Source organism: Pseudomonas syringae pv. tagetis, assembly GCF_022557255.1.
Lineage (GTDB): Bacteria > Pseudomonadota > Gammaproteobacteria > Pseudomonadales > Pseudomonadaceae > Aquipseudomonas > Aquipseudomonas caricapapayae.
The window spans coordinates 4,211,719-4,228,222 of the sequence record NZ_CP092923.1 but is presented as its reverse complement, the minus strand read 5'-3'; the positions used below and the strand labels follow the sequence as shown (position 1 = coordinate 4,228,222).

Here is a 16,504-nt window from a genome sequence, read left to right as displayed (position 1 = left end):
CCTCGTTTAACAGCTGCACAGTGCATTATCCAGCACCTTGCGCAGTTCCAGCGGATGGTCGACTACCACGTCGGCACCCCAGTGATCGGGGTTGTCGTCGGGGTGAATGTAACCGTAACGCACGGCTGCGGTCCTGGTGCCTGCATCCCGCCCGGACTCGATGTCGCGCAGATCGTCGCCAACGAACAGGACGCTGGCCGGGTCAAGGTCAAGCATCCTGCAAGCCAGAATCATTGGCTCGGGGTGGGGCTTGCTGTGGGTGACGTGGTCCGGACAGATCAGTACAGCCGAACGTTCGGCCAGTCCGAGCTGTTCCATGATCGGCTGAGCGAATCGCACTGGCTTGTTGGTGACCACGCCCCAGATCAGGCCGGCCTTTTCGATGTCGGCCAGCAACTCGCCCATGCCGTCGAACAGCCTGCTGTGGACGGCACAGTCACGCTGATAGCGCTCCAGAAACTCCAGGCGTAACGCTTCGAATTGCGGTGCCTCAGGCGACAGCGAGAACGTGGCTGCCACCATCGCCCTGGCACCCCCTGAAATTTCGTCGCGTATCAGTTTGTCCGGTACGGGCGGGAGACCGCGGTCGGCCAGCATCGCCTGAGCAATGGCGATGAAGTCCGGGGCGGTGTCGAGCAGGGTACCGTCCATGTCGAATAAAACTGCTCTCAAACGCATGTATCACGCCTCTCGCAGGGTCTGGATCATGTAGTTGACGTCGACGTCGGAAGCCAGCTTGTAATGCTTGGTCAGCGGGTTGTAGGTCAGGCCGATGATGTCCTTTACCTGCAAGCCTGCGTCACGGCTCCACGCACCCAGTTCGGAGGGGCGGATGAATTTCTTGAAGTCGTGGGTCCCGCGCGGCAGCAGGTTGAGGATGTATTCGGCACCGACCACGGCGAACAGATAAGCTTTCGGGTTGCGGTTGATGGTCGAGAAAAACACCTGGCCACCGGGCTTGACCATGCGGTAGCAGGCGCGGATTACCGAAGACGGATCCGGTACGTGCTCAAGCATTTCCAGGCATGTCACGACATCGAACTGCTCGGGCATTTCTTCGGCCATGTCCTCGGCGGTAATCTGCCGATATTCGACGCTGACGCCTGATTCGAGCTGATGCAGTTGCGCCACTGCCAGTGGCGCTTCGCCCATGTCTATACCGGTCACCGTTGCGCCGCGCAGGGCCATCGCTTCGCTGAGAATGCCGCCGCCGCAACCGACGTCCAGCACTTTTTTGCCCGCCAGACCAACGCGCTCGTCGATCCAGTTGACGCGCAGCGGATTGATGTCATGCAGCGGCTTGAATTCGCTTTCGCGGTCCCACCAGCGATGGGCCAGGGCCTCGAATTTGGCGATTTCTGCGCGGTCGACGTTGCTCATGGGTGTCCCTCTTGAACTCAAAATTCTTTTCATCAGTCAGGCTTATAGATAAGCCTGACTGGCATGTGTTCGGTCCGAATCGAATTATTCGGCTTTACCGGAAATACGCTGGCCCCACGCGATCGCGGTGTCTCGCAAAGCGTGTTCATCCATGCGGGTCAACTGGCGAGCGTCGAGCAATTGCTTGCCGGCCACCCAGACATGGCTCACGCAATCGCGGCCAGTGGCATATATAAGCTGCGATACCGGGTCATAAATCGGTTGCTGGGCCAGACCCGACAGGTCGAAAGCGACCATGTCCGCAGCCTTGCCGATCTCCAGCGAGCCAGTCTCGGCCTGAATGCCCAGTGCACGGGCACCATTGAGGGTTGCCATGCGCAGCGCGCGGTGCGCATCCAGCGCCGTGGCCGAGCCGGCGACAGCCTTGGCCAGCAACGCAGCGGTGCGGGTTTCTCCGAGCAGGTCCAGGTCGTTATTGCTGGCCGCGCCGTCGGTACCCACTGCAACGTTCACACCGGCCTGCCACAATCGTTCGACCGGGCAGAAGCCGCTGGCCAGCTTGAGGTTGGATTCAGGGCAATGAATCACACTGGTATTGCTTTCCACCAGCAGGGTCAGGTCGTCATCGCTGATCTGCGTCATATGTACAGCCTGAAAGCGCGGACCCAGCATGCCCAGGCGGTTCAGTCGGGCAAGAGGGCGCTCCTGACGCTGTTCGACAGCCTGTTCGACTTCAAATGCGGTCTCGTGGACGTGCATCTGAATCATGGCGTCCAGTTCGTCGGCGATCACCCGGACCTTTTCGAGGTTCTCATCACCTACGGTGTAGGGTGCGTGCGGGCCGAAGGCGATCTTGATGCGTGGATGATGAGCAAGATCGTTGAACAGCTCGATGCCGTTGTGCAGTGCTTCATCGGTGGTGTGAGCACCTGGAATCGGAAAGTCCAGTACCGGCACGGTGATCTGTGCGCGCATGCCGCTGGCGTGGACGCGCTCGGCAGCCACCTTCGGATAGAAATACATGTCCGAAAAGCAGGTGATGCCGCCTTTGAGCTGCTCGGCGATGGCCAGATCGGTGCCGTCGCGTACGAAGTCTTCATTGACCCACTTGCCTTCGGCGGGCCAGATGTGGTCCTGCAGCCAGGTCATCAGTGGCAGGTCGTCGGCCAGCCCGCGAAACAGCGTCATCGCCGCATGGCCGTGAGCGTTGATCAGGCCGGGGCTGAGCAGCATGCCGGGCAACTCCTGCACCTGCGCGGCGTTTTGTCGGAGAGCTTCGGCCCGTGGGCCTATATAGACAATACAGCCGTCGCGGATACCGATGCCGTGGTCTTGGAGCACGACGCCTGCGGGCTCGACCGGCACCAGCCAGGCGGGCAGGAGCAAAAGGTCGAGCGGTGCTGTGGCGTTCGGCATGAGAAGGTTTCCATCGTTTATTACGTTGATGGCGAAGTATACCCGAGCGTCTTCGCAGGCGGCTCGCTATAATCAGCGGCTTTTGATGCTGGGTTTCCGATGTTCAAGATGGAGTTGGCGATGCGCGATCGACTGTTGGCTGCGGAGAAGGTTAAGGCCATCGATTGGCGAGACGACGCTCTGTACCTGCTGGACCAGCGGGTACTGCCGTTCGAGGAAGTCTGGCACCGCTATACCACTGCCGAGGGAGTCGCCGAAGCGATTCGCACGATGGTGGTGCGCGGCGCACCGGCTATCGGTATCAGTGCCGCCTATGGTGCGGTGCTGGGTGCGCGTGCGCGGATTGCCGAAGGTGCAGACTGGTATCCGGCACTGGAAGAGGATCTGCAATTGCTCGCCGATTCGCGGCCGACAGCCGTGAACCTGTTCTGGGCGCTGAACCGGATGCGTGATCGTCTGATGCGCGTGAAGGACGGCGACGATCCGCTTGCAGCCCTCGTGGCTGAAGCCGTGGCGATTCACCTGAGTGATCGCGAGGCCAATCTGACCATGGCGCAACTGGGGGCCGACCTGATCCGCAGGCATCAAGGCAACCTGCAGACGGTGCTCACTCATTGTAATACCGGAGCGCTGGCCACCGGCGGCTTCGGCACTGCGCTGGGCGTGATTCGTGCGGCGCATCTGGAAGGCATGATCGAGCGGGTCTACGCCGATGAAACACGGCCCTGGCTGCAAGGGTCGCGGCTCACCGCATGGGAGCTGGCCAATGAAGGCATCCCGGTGACCTTGAACGCAGACTCTGCCGCCGCGCATCTCATGCGTACCAAAGGCATCACCTGGGTCATCGTCGGGGCTGACCGCATCACCGCAAATGGCGATGTGGCGAACAAGATCGGCACTTATCAGCTGGCCGTCGCCGCCATGCATCATGGCGTGCGCTTCATGGTGGTGGCACCGAGTTCGACCATCGACATGGAGATGGCCAGCGGCGATGACATCATCATTGAAGAGCGCGACGGTCGCGAACTGCTCGAAGTGGGCGGTCAGCGGGTCGGTGCCGAGGTCGAGGCCTTCAATCCGGTGTTCGATGTGACACCGGCGGACCTGATCGATGCCATCGTGACCGAAAAGGGCATCGTCGAACGTCCTGATACCGCCCGCATGGCTCAATTGATGAGCCGCAAGCACCTTCACTGATGCTGCACGGCCTGCCTGACGCCGCTGTGCAATGCGGCTGGGCGGGCCTGTAAGCGTCTCTCAGGCGTCCTGTGCGTGGATGGCTCGTTTTCAGCGCCTGCAAAGGATGTGAGCGCCTCGGCGATTGTGGTAATATCCGGCGGTTATCGGGGGCACTGGTTGTAGCCGCCCACACTGCATAGATTCATGGCATAACTCGTTGATTTGTCGTAAGTCGCTGCCTGCAAATGCTGGCAGCGGCGAGCTTCGTATACCCCGAATGGGTTTGCGAGGTTTCACCAGAAAAAGGAATCAGGCTTCTCATGGGCGAACTGGCCAAAGAAATCCTCCCGGTCAATATCGAAGACGAGCTGAAGCAGTCCTACCTCGACTACGCGATGAGCGTAATCGTCGGTCGGGCACTGCCCGATGCACGCGATGGCTTGAAGCCCGTGCACCGGCGCGTGTTGTTCGCAATGAGCGAGCTGGGTAACGACTGGAACAAGCCGTACAAGAAATCCGCCCGTGTGGTTGGTGACGTGATCGGTAAGTATCACCCGCACGGCGATACGGCTGTTTACGACACCATCGTTCGTATGGCTCAGCCATTCTCGCTGCGTTACCTGCTGGTAGACGGCCAGGGTAACTTCGGTTCCGTCGACGGTGACAACGCTGCGGCCATGCGATACACCGAAGTGCGCATGACCAAGCTGGCTCACGAGCTGCTGGCCGACCTGCACAAGGAAACCGTGGACTGGGTGCCGAACTATGACGGCACCGAGATGATCCCTGCGGTCATGCCGACCCGTATTCCCAATCTGCTGGTCAACGGTTCCAGCGGTATTGCCGTGGGCATGGCGACCAACATTCCGCCGCACAACCTCGGTGAAGTGATTGACGGCTGCCTGGCGCTGATCGACAACCCCGAGTTGACGGTCGACGAACTGATGCAATACATCCCGGGCCCGGACTTCCCGACGGCGGCGATCATCAACGGTCGCGCGGGCATCATAGAAGCCTATCGCACGGGTCGTGGGCGCATATACATGCGTGCCCGCTCCATCGTCGAAGACATCGACAAGGTCGGTGGTCGCCAGCAGATCGTCATCACCGAGCTGCCTTACCAGCTTAACAAGGCGCGTCTGATCGAGAAGATCGCCGAGCTGGTCAAGGAAAAGAAACTCGAAGGCATCACCGAGCTGCGCGACGAGTCCGACAAGGACGGCATGCGTGTGGTCATCGAGCTGCGACGTGGCGAAGTGCCCGAGGTTGTTCTCAACAACCTTTACGCCCAGACCCAGCTGCAAAGCGTTTTTGGTATCAACATCGTTGCCCTGATTGACGGTCGTCCACGCATCCTGAACCTCAAGGACCTGCTCGAAGCCTTCGTTCGTCACCGTCGTGAAGTGGTTACCCGTCGTACCGTGTTCGAGCTGCGCAAGGCACGCGAGCGTGGCCATATCCTTGAAGGTCAGGCCGTTGCGTTGTCCAACATCGATCCGGTCATCGCCCTCATCAAAGCCTCTCCGACACCCGCCGAAGCCAAGGAAGCGTTGATCAAGACGCCTTGGGAGTCGAGCGCAGTGGTCGAAATGGTCGAGCGGGCCGGGGCCGATTCATGCCGCCCCGAGAACCTTGATCCGCAATACGGTCTTCGTGAAGGCAAGTATTTCCTGTCGCCGGAACAGGCTCAGGCCATTCTGGAACTGCGTCTGCATCGCCTGACCGGTCTGGAGCACGAGAAACTGCTGGGCGAGTACCAGGAAATTCTCAACCAGATCGGCGAGCTGATCCGCATCCTGAACAGCGCAACGCGGCTGATGGAAGTGATCCGCGAAGAGCTGGAACTGATCCGCTCCGAATACGGCGATGCCCGTCGTACCGAAATTCTCGATGCACGTCTGGACCTGACCCTGGGTGACCTGATAACCGAGGAAGAGCGTGTGGTCACCATCTCCCATGGTGGATATGCCAAGACTCAGCCGTTGGCGGTCTATCAGGCTCAGCGTCGTGGCGGCAAGGGCAAATCGGCCACCGGCATCAAGGATGAGGACTACATCGCTCACCTGCTGGTCGCCAACAGCCACACCACGCTGCTGATGTTCTCCAGCAAGGGCAAGGTCTACTGGCTCAAGACCTACGAGATTCCGGAAGCGTCCCGCGCTGCCCGTGGTCGTCCGCTGGTCAACCTGTTGCCGTTGAGCGACGGCGAATACATCACCACCATGCTGCCGGTCGACCTCGAAGCCATGCGCAAGCGTGCCGATGAAGAAGGCGAGGCCCTGGAAGGCGAGCTGGACGACGCGGAAAACAGCAGCGAGACCGAAGAAGAGCGCAAGGCCCGTATCAAGGCCGCCGACAAGAAGAAAGCTCCGTTCATCTTCATGTCCACCGCCAACGGTACTGTCAAGAAGACCCCGCTGGTTGCATTCAGCCGTCAGCGCAGCTCCGGCCTTATCGCGCTGGAGCTGGACGAGGGCGACATCCTGATTTCTGCGGCCATTACCGATGGCGAGCAGGAGATCATGCTGTTCTCCGACGGTGGCAAGGTGACACGCTTCAAGGAATCCGACGTGCGCGCCATGGGCCGTACCGCTCGCGGTGTTCGCGGCATGCGTCTGCCAGAAGGGCAGAAGCTGATTTCGATGCTGATCCCGGAAGAGGGCAGTCAGATCCTGACCGCTTCCGAGCGCGGTTACGGCAAGCGTACGGCCATTTCCGAGTTCCCCGAGTACAAGCGCGGCGGTCAGGGCGTCATCGCCATGGTCAGCAACGAGCGTAACGGTCGTCTGGTCGGCGCGGTTCAGGTGCTCGATGGCGAGGAAATCATGCTGATTTCCGACCAGGGCACGCTGGTTCGTACTCGCGTCGGCGAGGTCTCCAGTCTGGGGCGTAACACTCAGGGCGTCACCCTGATCAAGCTGGCCAGCGACGAGAAACTGGTTGGCCTCGAACGCGTTCAGGAGCCGTCGGAAGTCGAAGGCGAAGAACTCGAGGGTGAGGAGATCGTTGATGGCGTCATCGTCGATGTCACCGAAGTGGACGATGCAGGTGAAGACCTGCAGGCGGATGCTGCGTCAGACGAAGACGAACCACAGAACTGAGCGGTAACGTAAATCAGGTAAGGGCTGGCTCGTCTGTGCATGCATCTGCATTTCAGGCAAGTCCAGCCCTTGCGGCATTCGGCCAGCCCTGCAGCCGGATCAGAATTCCCGCAAGGAGCTTTCGGTCGCTGCGGCGGCTGTCTGCTCGTGGCAAGCAACCCGAAACAAGCGCGTACAGACCCAACGTATTTGACGAGAGTGGATATGAGCAAGCGAGCCTTTAACTTCTGCGCAGGTCCTGCTGCGCTTCCTGAAGCTGTTCTGCTGCGTGCCCAGGCGGAACTCCTCGACTGGCACGGCAAAGGCCTTTCCGTCATGGAAATGAGCCACCGCAGTGATGAGTTCGTCTCCATTGCCACCAAGGCCGAGCAGGATCTGCGCGATCTGCTGTCCATCCCCTCGAATTACAAAGTGCTGTTCCTGCAAGGTGGCGCGAGCCAGCAGTTCGCTCAGATTGCATTGAACCTGCTGCCGGAAAACGGCAAGGCCGATTACATCGATACCGGGATCTGGTCGCAGAAGGCTATCGACGAGGCGTCGCGTTACGGCGCAATCAACGTCGCGGCCAGCGCCAAGGCCTACGATTACTTTGCCATTCCCGGCCAGAACGAGTGGAAGCTGTCCAAGGACGCGGCTTACGTCCACTACGCGCCAAACGAAACCATTGGCGGCCTGGAATTCAGCTGGATTCCGGACGCCGGCGACGTGCCGCTGGTTGCCGACATGTCGTCGGACATCCTCTCGCGTCCAGTGGATATCTCGCGTTTCGGCATGATCTACGCCGGTGCCCAGAAGAACATCGGCCCCAGCGGTATCGTGGTGGTGATCATTCGCGAAGACCTGCTGGGTCGCGCGCGCTCGCTGTGCCCGACCATGCTCGACTACAAGGTCGCGGCCGACAATGGCTCGATGTACAACACGCCGCCGACCTTGGCCTGGTACCTGTCCGGGCTGGTCTTCGAATGGCTCAAGGAGCAGGGCGGTGTCGAGGCGATCGGCAAGCTTAACGATATCAAGCAGCGCACGCTGTATGACTTCATCGACGCCAGCGAGCTGTACAGCAACCCGATCAACAAGCCTGATCGTTCGTGGATGAACGTGCCGTTCCGTCTGGCGGATGATCGCCTCGACAAGCCGTTCCTGGCTGGTGCCGATGCAAATGGGCTGCTCAACCTCAAAGGCCATCGCTCGGTGGGCGGTATGCGCGCGTCCATCTACAACGCGGTCGACATCAACGCGGTCAACGCGCTGGTGGCCTACATGAAAGACTTCGAGAAGGAGCACGGCTGATGTCCGAGCAAGAACTCAAGGCGCTTCGCGTCCGTATCGACAGCCTCGATGAGAAGGTCCTGGAACTGATCAGTGAGCGAGCTCGCTGTGCCCAGGAAGTGGCCAGGGTCAAGATGTCCTCGCTGGCTGAAGGCGAAGTGCCTGTGTTCTATCGCCCGGAGCGCGAAGCTGCTGTGCTCAGGCGAGTCATGGACCGCAATCGCGGACCGTTGAGCAATGAGGAAATGGCGCGTCTGTTCCGCGAAATCATGTCTTCCTGTCTCGCACTGGAACAGCCGCTCAAGGTCGCCTATCTTGGCCCTGAGGGGACGTTCACCCAAGCCGCCGCGATGAAGCATTTCGGGCACGCAGTGATCAGTTTGCCGATGGCTGCAATTGACGAAGTGTTTCGCGAAGTGGTCGCCGGTGCCGTGAATTTCGGCGTGGTTCCGGTGGAAAACTCCACCGAAGGCGCGGTCAATCACACCCTCGACAGCTTTCTTGAACACGACATGGTGATCTGCGGCGAAGTCGAACTGCGCATTCACCATCATCTGCTGGTGGGCGAAAGCACCAAGACCGAAAGCATCACGCGCATCTATTCCCATGCCCAGTCACTGGCCCAGTGCCGTAAATGGCTGGATGCCCATTACCCGAATGTCGAACGAGTGGCGGTAGCCAGCAACGCCGAAGCCGCCAAGCGGGTCAAGGGAGAGTGGAACTCGGCGGCTATCGCCGGCGATATGGCGGCAGGTCTGTACGGCCTGACCCGTCTGGCGGAAAAGATCGAAGATCGTCCCGACAACTCCACACGCTTTCTCATCATCGGTAATCAGGAAGTCCCGCCGACCGGTGATGACAAGACCTCGATCATTGTTTCGATGAGCAACAAACCGGGCGCTTTGCATGAGCTGCTGGTGCCCTTTCACGAAAACGGCCTGGACCTGACGCGAATCGAAACCCGGCCTTCGCGCAGCGGCAAGTGGACCTATGTGTTCTTCATTGACTTCGTCGGGCACCATCAGGACCCGCTGGTCAAGGCCGTGCTGGAAAAGATCAGCAGCGAAGCGGTTGCCTTGAAGGTGTTGGGCTCCTACCCGAAAGCGGTTCTCTGAGGGCGTGGTCCATGATCCGTTTGTTTTTCACCTTGCCGGGCTGTCAGGTATGTTCGCGTGGTTGATGTGATTTCAGAACAGTCCGTACGGCCTGTGATCGGTCGTCTGGTCGTAGTCGGTCTGGGGTTGATCGGCGGCTCCTTTGCCAAGGGTGTGCGCGAAAGCGGCCTGTGTCGCGAGGTGGTCGGTGTCGATCTTGATCCGCAGTCGCGACAGTTGGCGGTTGAGCTGGGTGTTGTGGACCGTTGTGAGTCCGATCTTGCCGCCGCCTGTCATGGCGCCGACGTGATCCAGATGGCGGTACCCATCCTGGCGATGGAAAAACTGCTTGCGCTGCTGGCACCGATGGATCTGGGTAACGCAATCCTGACCGATGTCGGCAGCGCCAAGGGCAATGTGGTCAGGGCTGCGCGCCAGGCATTTGGCCGCGTGCCGCCGCGTTTCGTGCCGGGCCACCCGATTGCCGGGTCCGAACAGAGCGGCGTCGAGGCGTCCAACGCAGCGCTGTTTCGGCGTCACAAGGTAATTTTGACCCCACTGGCTGAAACCGATCCTCACGCGGTGACCATCGTCGACCGGTTGTGGTCCGCGCTGGGTGCCGATGTCGAGCACATGCAGGTCGAGCGTCACGACGAAGTGTTGGCTGCGACCAGCCATCTGCCGCATTTACTGGCATTTGGTCTGGTCGACTCGCTGGCCAAGCGTAATGAAAACCTGGACATATTCAGGTATGCCGCTGGCGGTTTCCGGGACTTCACTCGTATCGCAGGCAGCGACCCGACCATGTGGCATGACATCTTCATGGCCAATCGTGAAGCGGTACTGCGCACGCTGGACAGCTTTCGCACCGATCTCGACGCCCTGCGCGACGCAGTGGATGCCGGCGATGGCGCACAGTTGAAGGACGTATTCACTCGCGCTCGTGCAGCCAGGGAGCACTTTGGCAGGATCCTGGCCAGTCGTGCCCGTGTCGATACAGTGCCCGGCGACCATCGCGACATTCGCAGCGTGTCAGCGGATGGCGTCAGTCACCGTATCAAAGGGCCGGTGGATATCACCTCTGCGGTGCTGTTCATGGTTGCCGCGTCGATCAGCGAAGGGTGTGACTTGCTGCTTGAGGACGTTCCCGTCAACGCCCTGTGTGAGGGGGTAATCGACATCCTGCGCCTGATGGGCGGGGACATTGTGCTGCAGAATGCCCGCAAGACGGCGAGCGGGCCGGTCGCCGACCTGCATGTCCGCTCGGCGCAGCTTAAAGGCGCCGATATCCCGGATGCGCTGGTGTCGCTGGCGATCAGCACGTTTCCGGTGCTCCTTGTTGCCGCAGCATGTGCAGAAGGGCGTACCATTCTGCGCGGTGCACAGGCGCTGCAAGCCGATGAGGCGGAATGCGTCAGGCTGATGGCCGATGGTTTGCTGGCTCTGGGTATCGAGGCCGAGCCTGTGCTGGATGGCATCATTATCGAAGGCGGTGTGCCGGATGGCGGCGAGGTTGATGCGCGTGGCGATCAGCGTATCGTCATGGCGTTCAAGGTTGCATCGTTGAGGGCTTCGGCGCCCATCCGTATTCAAGCGTGCGCGGATGCCGCCGCATTGTTTCCCCATTTTCTGGCGCTGTGCGCTCAAGTCGGCATGCGTGTAGCGCAAGAGGACAAAAAGTGAAAATCAAAGCTCCCGTTATCACCATCGACGGACCCAGCGGTTCCGGAAAGGGCACTGTAGCCGGCCTGCTGGCCAGAAAACTGGGCTGGTGCCTGCTTGATTCCGGTGCGCTGTATCGCCTGCTGGCCTTTGCCGCACGCAATCATGGCGTCGACCTGACCAATGAAGAGGCGCTCAAGCTTCTGGCCGCTCATCTGGATGTCCAGTTCGAAGCGACTGCGGCAGGGCAGGGGCAGCGCATCATTCTTGAAGGCGAAGATGTTACCCACGCCATTCGCAACGAGCAGATAGGCAGCGGCGCTTCGCAGGTCGCCTCGCTACCGGCGGTGCGCGACGCCCTATTGTTGCGCCAGCGTGCTTTTCAGGAAGAGCCAGGCCTGGTCGCGGATGGGCGCGACATGGGCACCGTGGTATTTCCGGATGCCCCACTGAAGATATTCCTCACGGCCAGTGCCGAGGAGCGAGCACGTCGGCGTTACTTGCAGTTGAAGGCCAAGGGCGATGATGTTAGTCTGTCGAGTCTGCTAGATGAGATATGTGCACGCGACGAGCGTGACACCCAGCGAGCGGTAGCACCGCTGAAGCCGGCGCACGACGCCATACAGCTGGATTCCACCGAATTGTCCATCGAACAGGTGCTGGAACGCATTCTGAGCGAAATCGCGCTTCGCGGTATTGCCGGGTGACGAAGAAGCATGCGGGAGACCAGTCATAGTCCCGCAGGCTTTCTTTTACTTGAACGAAACCCACGTTGTCTGGAGCGTGGCAGATGGGCGTATCCTTCGCCCTTGATCAACAGGAATTAAAATGAGCGAAAGCTTTGCAGAACTTTTTGAAGAAAGCCTAAAGACCCTCAACCTTCAGGCCGGTTCGATCATCACCGCTATCATCGTGGATATCGATTACCAGGCAGGTTGGGTTACGGTTCACGCCGGTCTGAAATCTGAAGGCCTCATCCCGCTGGAACAGTTCCACAACGACGCTGGCGAGCTGACCATCAAGATCGGTGATGAAGTTCACGTTGCGCTGGACGCGGTCGAAGATGGCTTTGGCGAAACCAAGCTGTCCCGCGAAAAAGCCAAGCGTGCCGAGTGCTGGATCGTTCTGGAAGCGGCTTTCGCAGCTGAAGAAGTGGTCAAGGGCGTTATCAACGGTAAGGTTAAAGGCGGCTTCACTGTCGACGTTAACGGCATCCGTGCGTTCCTGCCTGGTTCTCTGGTTGACGTCCGCCCTGTGCGCGACACGACTCACCTGGAAGGCAAAGAGCTCGAGTTCAAGGTCATCAAGCTGGACCAGAAGCGCAACAACGTTGTCGTTTCCCGTCGCAGTGTCCTGGAAGCCGAGAACAGTGCCGAGCGCGAAGCTCTGCTCGAGTCCCTGCAGGAAGGTCAGCAAGTCAAAGGTATCGTCAAGAACCTCACCGATTACGGCGCATTCGTCGATCTGGGTGGCGTCGATGGCCTGCTGCACATCACCGACATGGCCTGGAAGCGTATCAAGCATCCATCGGAAATCGTCAACGTTGGCGACGAGATCGATGTAAAGGTCCTGAAATACGATCGCGAGCGCAATCGTGTTTCCCTGGGTCTGAAGCAACTGGGTGAAGACCCATGGGTTGCTATCAAGGCTCGCTACCCGGAAAGCACCCGCGTTACCGCGCGTGTTACCAACCTGACCGACTACGGCTGCTTCGCAGAGCTGGAAGAAGGCGTGGAAGGCCTGGTACACGTTTCCGAAATGGACTGGACCAACAAGAACATCCACCCTTCGAAAGTCGTTCAGGTTGGCGACGAAGTGGAAGTCATGGTTCTGGATATCGACGAAGAGCGTCGTCGTATCTCCCTCGGCATCAAACAGTGCAAATCCAACCCGTGGGAAGATTTCTCTGGCCAGTTCAACAAGGGCGATAAAATCTCCGGCACCATCAAGTCGATCACCGATTTCGGCATCTTCATTGGTCTGGACGGCGGCATCGACGGTCTGGTTCACCTGTCCGACATCTCCTGGAACGAAGTGGGCGAAGAAGCCGTACGTCGCTTCAAGAAGGGCGACGAGCTCGACACCGTGATCCTGTCTGTTGATCCTGAGCGTGAGCGTATCTCGCTGGGTATCAAGCAACTGGAAAGTGATCCGTTCTCCGAGTACGTCACTGTCAATGACAAAGGCGCTATCGTTCGTGGTACCGTTAAAGAAGTTGATGCCAAAGGCGCTATCATCACCTTGGCCGACGACATCGAAGCGACTCTGAAAGCCTCCGAGATCAGCCGTGACCGCGTTGAAGACGCGCGCAACGTTCTGAAAGAAGGCGAAGAGATCGAAGCGAAGATCATCAGCGTTGACCGCAAGAGCCGCGTAATCAGCTTGTCCATCAAGTCGAAAGACGTTGAAGACGAGAAAGAAGCTATTCAGAGCCTGCGTAGCAAGCCTGAAGTCGCTGAAAGCACTGGTCCTACCACCATTGGTGATCTGCTGCGCGCGCAAATGGAAAAACAGAACTAAGTTCTGCTTCTCCACAAAAAAGGACGACTTCGGTCGTCCTTTTTTATTTCCGTTGCTCAGGCCTCCCAGGCCCGTACATTACGAATGTCGGCGGGTAGGCACAGCGTAGCCCGCTAAATGCCCTCAGTAGGCTCTCAAGACCGTCCCGTTTTCTTCGAATGCTCCAGCTCTATTCCGATAGGGTTCGGCTGTAATGCGGGTGTAATCTGCTCATGCCCTGTAGACAGGGTTGAACATAAGTCAATAGATGGGCTGTTCAAAATCATCCGGTCATGCTAAAACCTTCCAAGCGCTGATCTAGCTGCTTGAAAAAGAAGGGAAAAATATGACGAAGTCGGAGTTGATCGAACGAATTGTCACCCATCAAGGGCTGCTCTCATCCAAGGATGTCGAGCTGGCCATCAAGACCATGCTTGAACAAATGTCCCAGTGCCTGGCGACCGGTGACCGAATCGAAATTCGGGGTTTTGGCAGCTTTTCGCTGCATTATCGTGCACCGCGAGTAGGGCGCAATCCGAAGACCGGTCAGTCGGTCAGTCTCGACGGCAAGTTTGTCCCGCATTTCAAGCCGGGCAAGGAGCTGCGAGATCGGGTCAATGAGGATGAAGACGAGGGCTTTTAAAGCCATCCACCACAGGATCACCAGATGCGTATCTTCAAACGAGTCATTTTGATCGTCGCCTTATTGCTTGCTGTTTTGGCAACAACTGTATTCGTGCTCGAAAACCAGCAATCCGTTGCCGTGACCTTTTTTGGCTGGTCAGCGCCTCAGCTTCCTTTGGCATTACCCGTAGTCCTTGCCCTGCTTTTGGGCATGGTTATCGGTCCGGTGCTGACGTGGATAGCCAGCTTCCGTAAAAAACGTACGCCTTCCCCTCGCTCCGTCTGAGCAGCGCAGATCAGGTGTCGCCGGAGGCATTTCTGGCGACGTGATAGTGCGCATTCATCACGCCCTCGCGCTCAATAAAGCTGCATGCATTGTTTTGCAGTCCGCCTGAACTTCATGCATGTTTCCGTTTTTATCAAAATACAGGCCTTATAGTTGAGTCAGTTTAGTCCTCTGCTTTATAGGGGATAGTTACTTATCTATGTAGGAATATTCTCTTTTTTAATTTGATCTCCCATTCTAAAGGGCTGGCGAGTAGTCTTTACTGACAGCAGTTTTTGTTGTTGTTCTGAAGGCCTTATGTCAAGTCTTGAAAATAAGCCGTTCACGTGCAGAATGCGCCCAAACTACTGTCCAGATCCGAAGCCGGATGTTGCAAACATCAAGTACAGGCTGGCAAGAAAAGGTAACTGCATGTCTTATCCGGAAATCATTCATCACGGTGCTGTCGATACGGTGACGGGCTCTTGCCATCAGCTGTGCATGGACGCATCAAGTAGTCTGTTGATCGACTGTGGGTCGGTGCAGGAGCGCGGCGAGCGTGCAGGGCCTGTCTCGTTCGGGTTCGACCCAGTGAGCATCAGGGCGCTACTGATTACCCATGTCCACAATGACCATGTCGGGCGTATTCCCGAGTTGCTGGCATCCGGTTACAAGGGGCCTATATTGTGCAGCGAGCCCAGCGCTCATCTGTTGCCACTGGTTATGGAGGACCTCTTGAAGATCGATTTTGCACACGACCCCGGGCAGGTCGAGCGCTACCTGGAAATCATCAACAAGCGAATCATCGCCCTGCCATTCGATAACTGGTTCAGTCTGGTGGACCATGAGTCGCTGCGCTGCCGGGTTCGATTGCAGCGTGCCGGACATATACTGGGATCGGCCTACATAGAGTGTGATCTGCAATATCCTGCACAAGAGCGTTCGGTCAGTGTGGTCTTTTCCGGTGATCTTGGCGCAAGCCATACCCCCTTTCTGCCTGCCCCGAAGTCTCCCGGGCGTGCAGATGTGCTGATTCTTGAAAGCACCTATGGCGATCGTCTTCATCAGGATCGCAGCATTCGCCAGCAAGAGCTCGAGCGGATCATAGACAAGGCGTTAGAAGATAACGGCACTGTTCTGATACCGGCGTTCAGCATCGGTCGTACTCAGGAATTGCTCTATGAGCTGGAAGATATTCTGCAGCGTAAAATGCTTTCGAATCATTCGGCTGAACCTCGCGAGCATGTGGGTGGAGAAGAAGTGCGGCCTGCTGATTGGTCAAGATTGCCGATCATCCTTGATTCTCCGTTGGCCAGCCGTTTCACAAAGGTCTATCAGTCATTCGAAGACTATTGGGACGAAGATGCCCGGTTGAAGCTGGACGTCGGCAGAAAGCCGTTGGGCTTCCGGCAGCTGATTACCATCGATACGCATGAGCAACACCTGCGCACGGTCAATTACCTGTCCAGCACTGCGCGTCCGGCCATTGTGATTGCCGGCAATGGCATGTGTGCGGGAGGCAGAATTGTCAATTACCTGAAAGCCATGCTGGGCGACACTCGTCATAACGTGGTATTTGTCGGTTATCAGGCCAAGGGAACGCCAGGTGCGGCCATTCAGTTACATGGTCCGCTGGGGGGATATGTCGAGCTGGATCGCGAGCGCTTTTATATTCGTGCCGGCATCCATACCGCCAAAGGCTATTCTGCGCATGCCGATCAGGCCGAGCTGGTGGAGTTCGTCACAGGTATGAACGAATGGCCAGCGCAGATCCGGCTGGTACACGGCGAGGCCGCTGCGAAAAAGGCGCTGGGGAATATTCTGAATCGCAAATATGCGCTGGAAAAAAGAGCCTTGGAACTGCTTATACCCTGACAGTGTGCCGGGCACGCTAGTTACCGGCTGGCGGGTAATAAAATCCACCGTCTGCACCGGAACCAGATAAGCGTGTGTCACTCCGGGCAGACGAGGGTATGTCGGAGAGTCTGTTAGTTCGGTAGTTATACCTCTCAGTC

General features: G+C 58.3%; 13 protein-coding genes. 10 read left to right on the top strand and 3 right to left on the bottom strand.

Annotation, left to right across the window (positions count from 1 at the left end; genetic code table 11):
- Positions 1 to 6: 6 nt before the first annotated feature.
- The 3 genes from mupP to MME58_RS18770 all read right to left on the bottom strand — a co-directional run bounded on the left by mupP (position 7) and on the right by MME58_RS18770 (position 2,796).
- A complete protein-coding gene (gene mupP, locus MME58_RS18780; protein WP_054987879.1) occupies positions 7 to 678 on the bottom strand; it encodes an N-acetylmuramic acid 6-phosphate phosphatase MupP in 672 nt (223 codons plus the stop codon).
- Between the two features lie 3 nt (positions 679 to 681).
- Positions 682 to 1,380: a bifunctional 2-polyprenyl-6-hydroxyphenol methylase/3-demethylubiquinol 3-O-methyltransferase UbiG gene (gene ubiG, locus MME58_RS18775; protein ID WP_002554570.1), complete on the bottom strand. Its 699-nt coding sequence runs from the start codon at positions 1,378 to 1,380 to the stop codon at positions 682 to 684.
- Between the two features lie 84 nt (positions 1,381 to 1,464).
- On the bottom strand, positions 1,465 to 2,796 hold the full coding sequence (locus MME58_RS18770; protein ID WP_054987881.1) for a TRZ/ATZ family hydrolase: 1,332 nt from the start codon (positions 2,794 to 2,796) through the stop codon (positions 1,465 to 1,467).
- Positions 2,797 to 2,916: 120 nt separating this feature from the next.
- Between MME58_RS18770 and mtnA the strand changes: the two genes are divergently transcribed.
- From mtnA to MME58_RS18720, 10 genes are all read left to right on the top strand, one after another.
- Positions 2,917 to 3,993, top strand: a complete 1,077-nt coding sequence (gene mtnA / locus MME58_RS18765) for an S-methyl-5-thioribose-1-phosphate isomerase (RefSeq protein ID WP_054987882.1) — start codon at positions 2,917 to 2,919, stop codon at positions 3,991 to 3,993.
- A gap of 302 nt (positions 3,994 to 4,295) precedes the next feature.
- On the top strand, positions 4,296 to 7,076 hold the full coding sequence (gene gyrA, locus MME58_RS18760) for a DNA gyrase subunit A (protein WP_054987883.1): 2,781 nt from the start codon (positions 4,296 to 4,298) through the stop codon (positions 7,074 to 7,076).
- Between the two features lie 204 nt (positions 7,077 to 7,280).
- A complete protein-coding gene (gene serC / locus MME58_RS18755; RefSeq protein WP_055006790.1) occupies positions 7,281 to 8,366 on the top strand; it encodes a 3-phosphoserine/phosphohydroxythreonine transaminase in 1,086 nt (361 codons plus the stop codon).
- A complete protein-coding gene (gene pheA / locus MME58_RS18750) occupies positions 8,366 to 9,460 on the top strand; it encodes a prephenate dehydratase (protein ID WP_054987885.1) in 1,095 nt (364 codons plus the stop codon). Before serC ends, pheA begins: the two co-directional genes overlap by 1 nt.
- 57 nt (positions 9,461 to 9,517) lie before the next feature.
- The gene (locus MME58_RS18745; RefSeq protein ID WP_054987886.1) at positions 9,518 to 11,122 is read left to right on the top strand and encodes a prephenate dehydrogenase/arogenate dehydrogenase family protein; all 1,605 of its coding nucleotides are present in this window, start codon (positions 9,518 to 9,520) and stop codon (positions 11,120 to 11,122) included.
- A complete protein-coding gene (cmk, locus tag MME58_RS18740; protein WP_010433630.1) occupies positions 11,119 to 11,808 on the top strand; it encodes a (d)CMP kinase in 690 nt (229 codons plus the stop codon). The genes MME58_RS18745 and cmk overlap by 4 nt, the downstream gene beginning before the upstream one ends.
- Before the next feature lie 121 nt (positions 11,809 to 11,929).
- Complete coding sequence (gene rpsA / locus MME58_RS18735) at positions 11,930 to 13,621, top strand: 30S ribosomal protein S1 (protein ID WP_054987887.1); 1,692 nt, start codon at positions 11,930 to 11,932, stop codon at positions 13,619 to 13,621.
- A 325-nt stretch (positions 13,622 to 13,946) separates the two neighbouring features.
- Positions 13,947 to 14,243 (top strand): integration host factor subunit beta, encoded by a 297-nt coding sequence (gene ihfB / locus MME58_RS18730; protein ID WP_054987888.1) that lies wholly within the window; start codon positions 13,947 to 13,949, stop codon positions 14,241 to 14,243.
- A gap of 24 nt (positions 14,244 to 14,267) precedes the next feature.
- The gene (locus tag MME58_RS18725; protein WP_055006789.1) at positions 14,268 to 14,510 is read left to right on the top strand and encodes a lipopolysaccharide assembly protein LapA domain-containing protein; all 243 of its coding nucleotides are present in this window, start codon (positions 14,268 to 14,270) and stop codon (positions 14,508 to 14,510) included.
- 411 nt (positions 14,511 to 14,921) lie between these two features.
- Entirely contained in the window at positions 14,922 to 16,364 is a 1,443-nt protein-coding gene (locus MME58_RS18720; RefSeq protein WP_055006788.1) for an MBL fold metallo-hydrolase RNA specificity domain-containing protein, read from the top strand.
- Positions 16,365 to 16,504: the final 140 nt, after the last annotated feature.

Excerpts from the sequence above, each read along its gene's own strand:
- mupP (WP_054987879.1), bottom strand. The coding sequence starts at position 678 with ATGCGTTTGAGAGCAGTTTTATTCGACATGGACGGTACCCTGCTCGAC.
- ubiG (WP_002554570.1), bottom strand. The coding sequence starts at position 1,380 with ATGAGCAACGTCGACCGCGCAGAAATCGCCAAATTCGAGGCCCTGGCC.
- MME58_RS18770 (WP_054987881.1), bottom strand. The coding sequence starts at position 2,796 with ATGCCGAACGCCACAGCACCGCTCGACCTTTTGCTCCTGCCCGCCTGG.
- mtnA (WP_054987882.1), top strand. The coding sequence starts at position 2,917 with ATGCGCGATCGACTGTTGGCTGCGGAGAAGGTTAAGGCCATCGATTGG.
- gyrA (WP_054987883.1), top strand. The coding sequence starts at position 4,296 with ATGGGCGAACTGGCCAAAGAAATCCTCCCGGTCAATATCGAAGACGAG.
- serC (WP_055006790.1), top strand. The coding sequence starts at position 7,281 with ATGAGCAAGCGAGCCTTTAACTTCTGCGCAGGTCCTGCTGCGCTTCCT.
- pheA (WP_054987885.1), top strand. The coding sequence starts at position 8,366 with ATGTCCGAGCAAGAACTCAAGGCGCTTCGCGTCCGTATCGACAGCCTC.
- rpsA (WP_054987887.1), top strand. The coding sequence starts at position 11,930 with ATGAGCGAAAGCTTTGCAGAACTTTTTGAAGAAAGCCTAAAGACCCTC.
- ihfB (WP_054987888.1), top strand. The coding sequence starts at position 13,947 with ATGACGAAGTCGGAGTTGATCGAACGAATTGTCACCCATCAAGGGCTG.
- MME58_RS18725 (WP_055006789.1), top strand. The coding sequence starts at position 14,268 with ATGCGTATCTTCAAACGAGTCATTTTGATCGTCGCCTTATTGCTTGCT.
- MME58_RS18720 (WP_055006788.1), top strand. The coding sequence starts at position 14,922 with ATGTCTTATCCGGAAATCATTCATCACGGTGCTGTCGATACGGTGACG.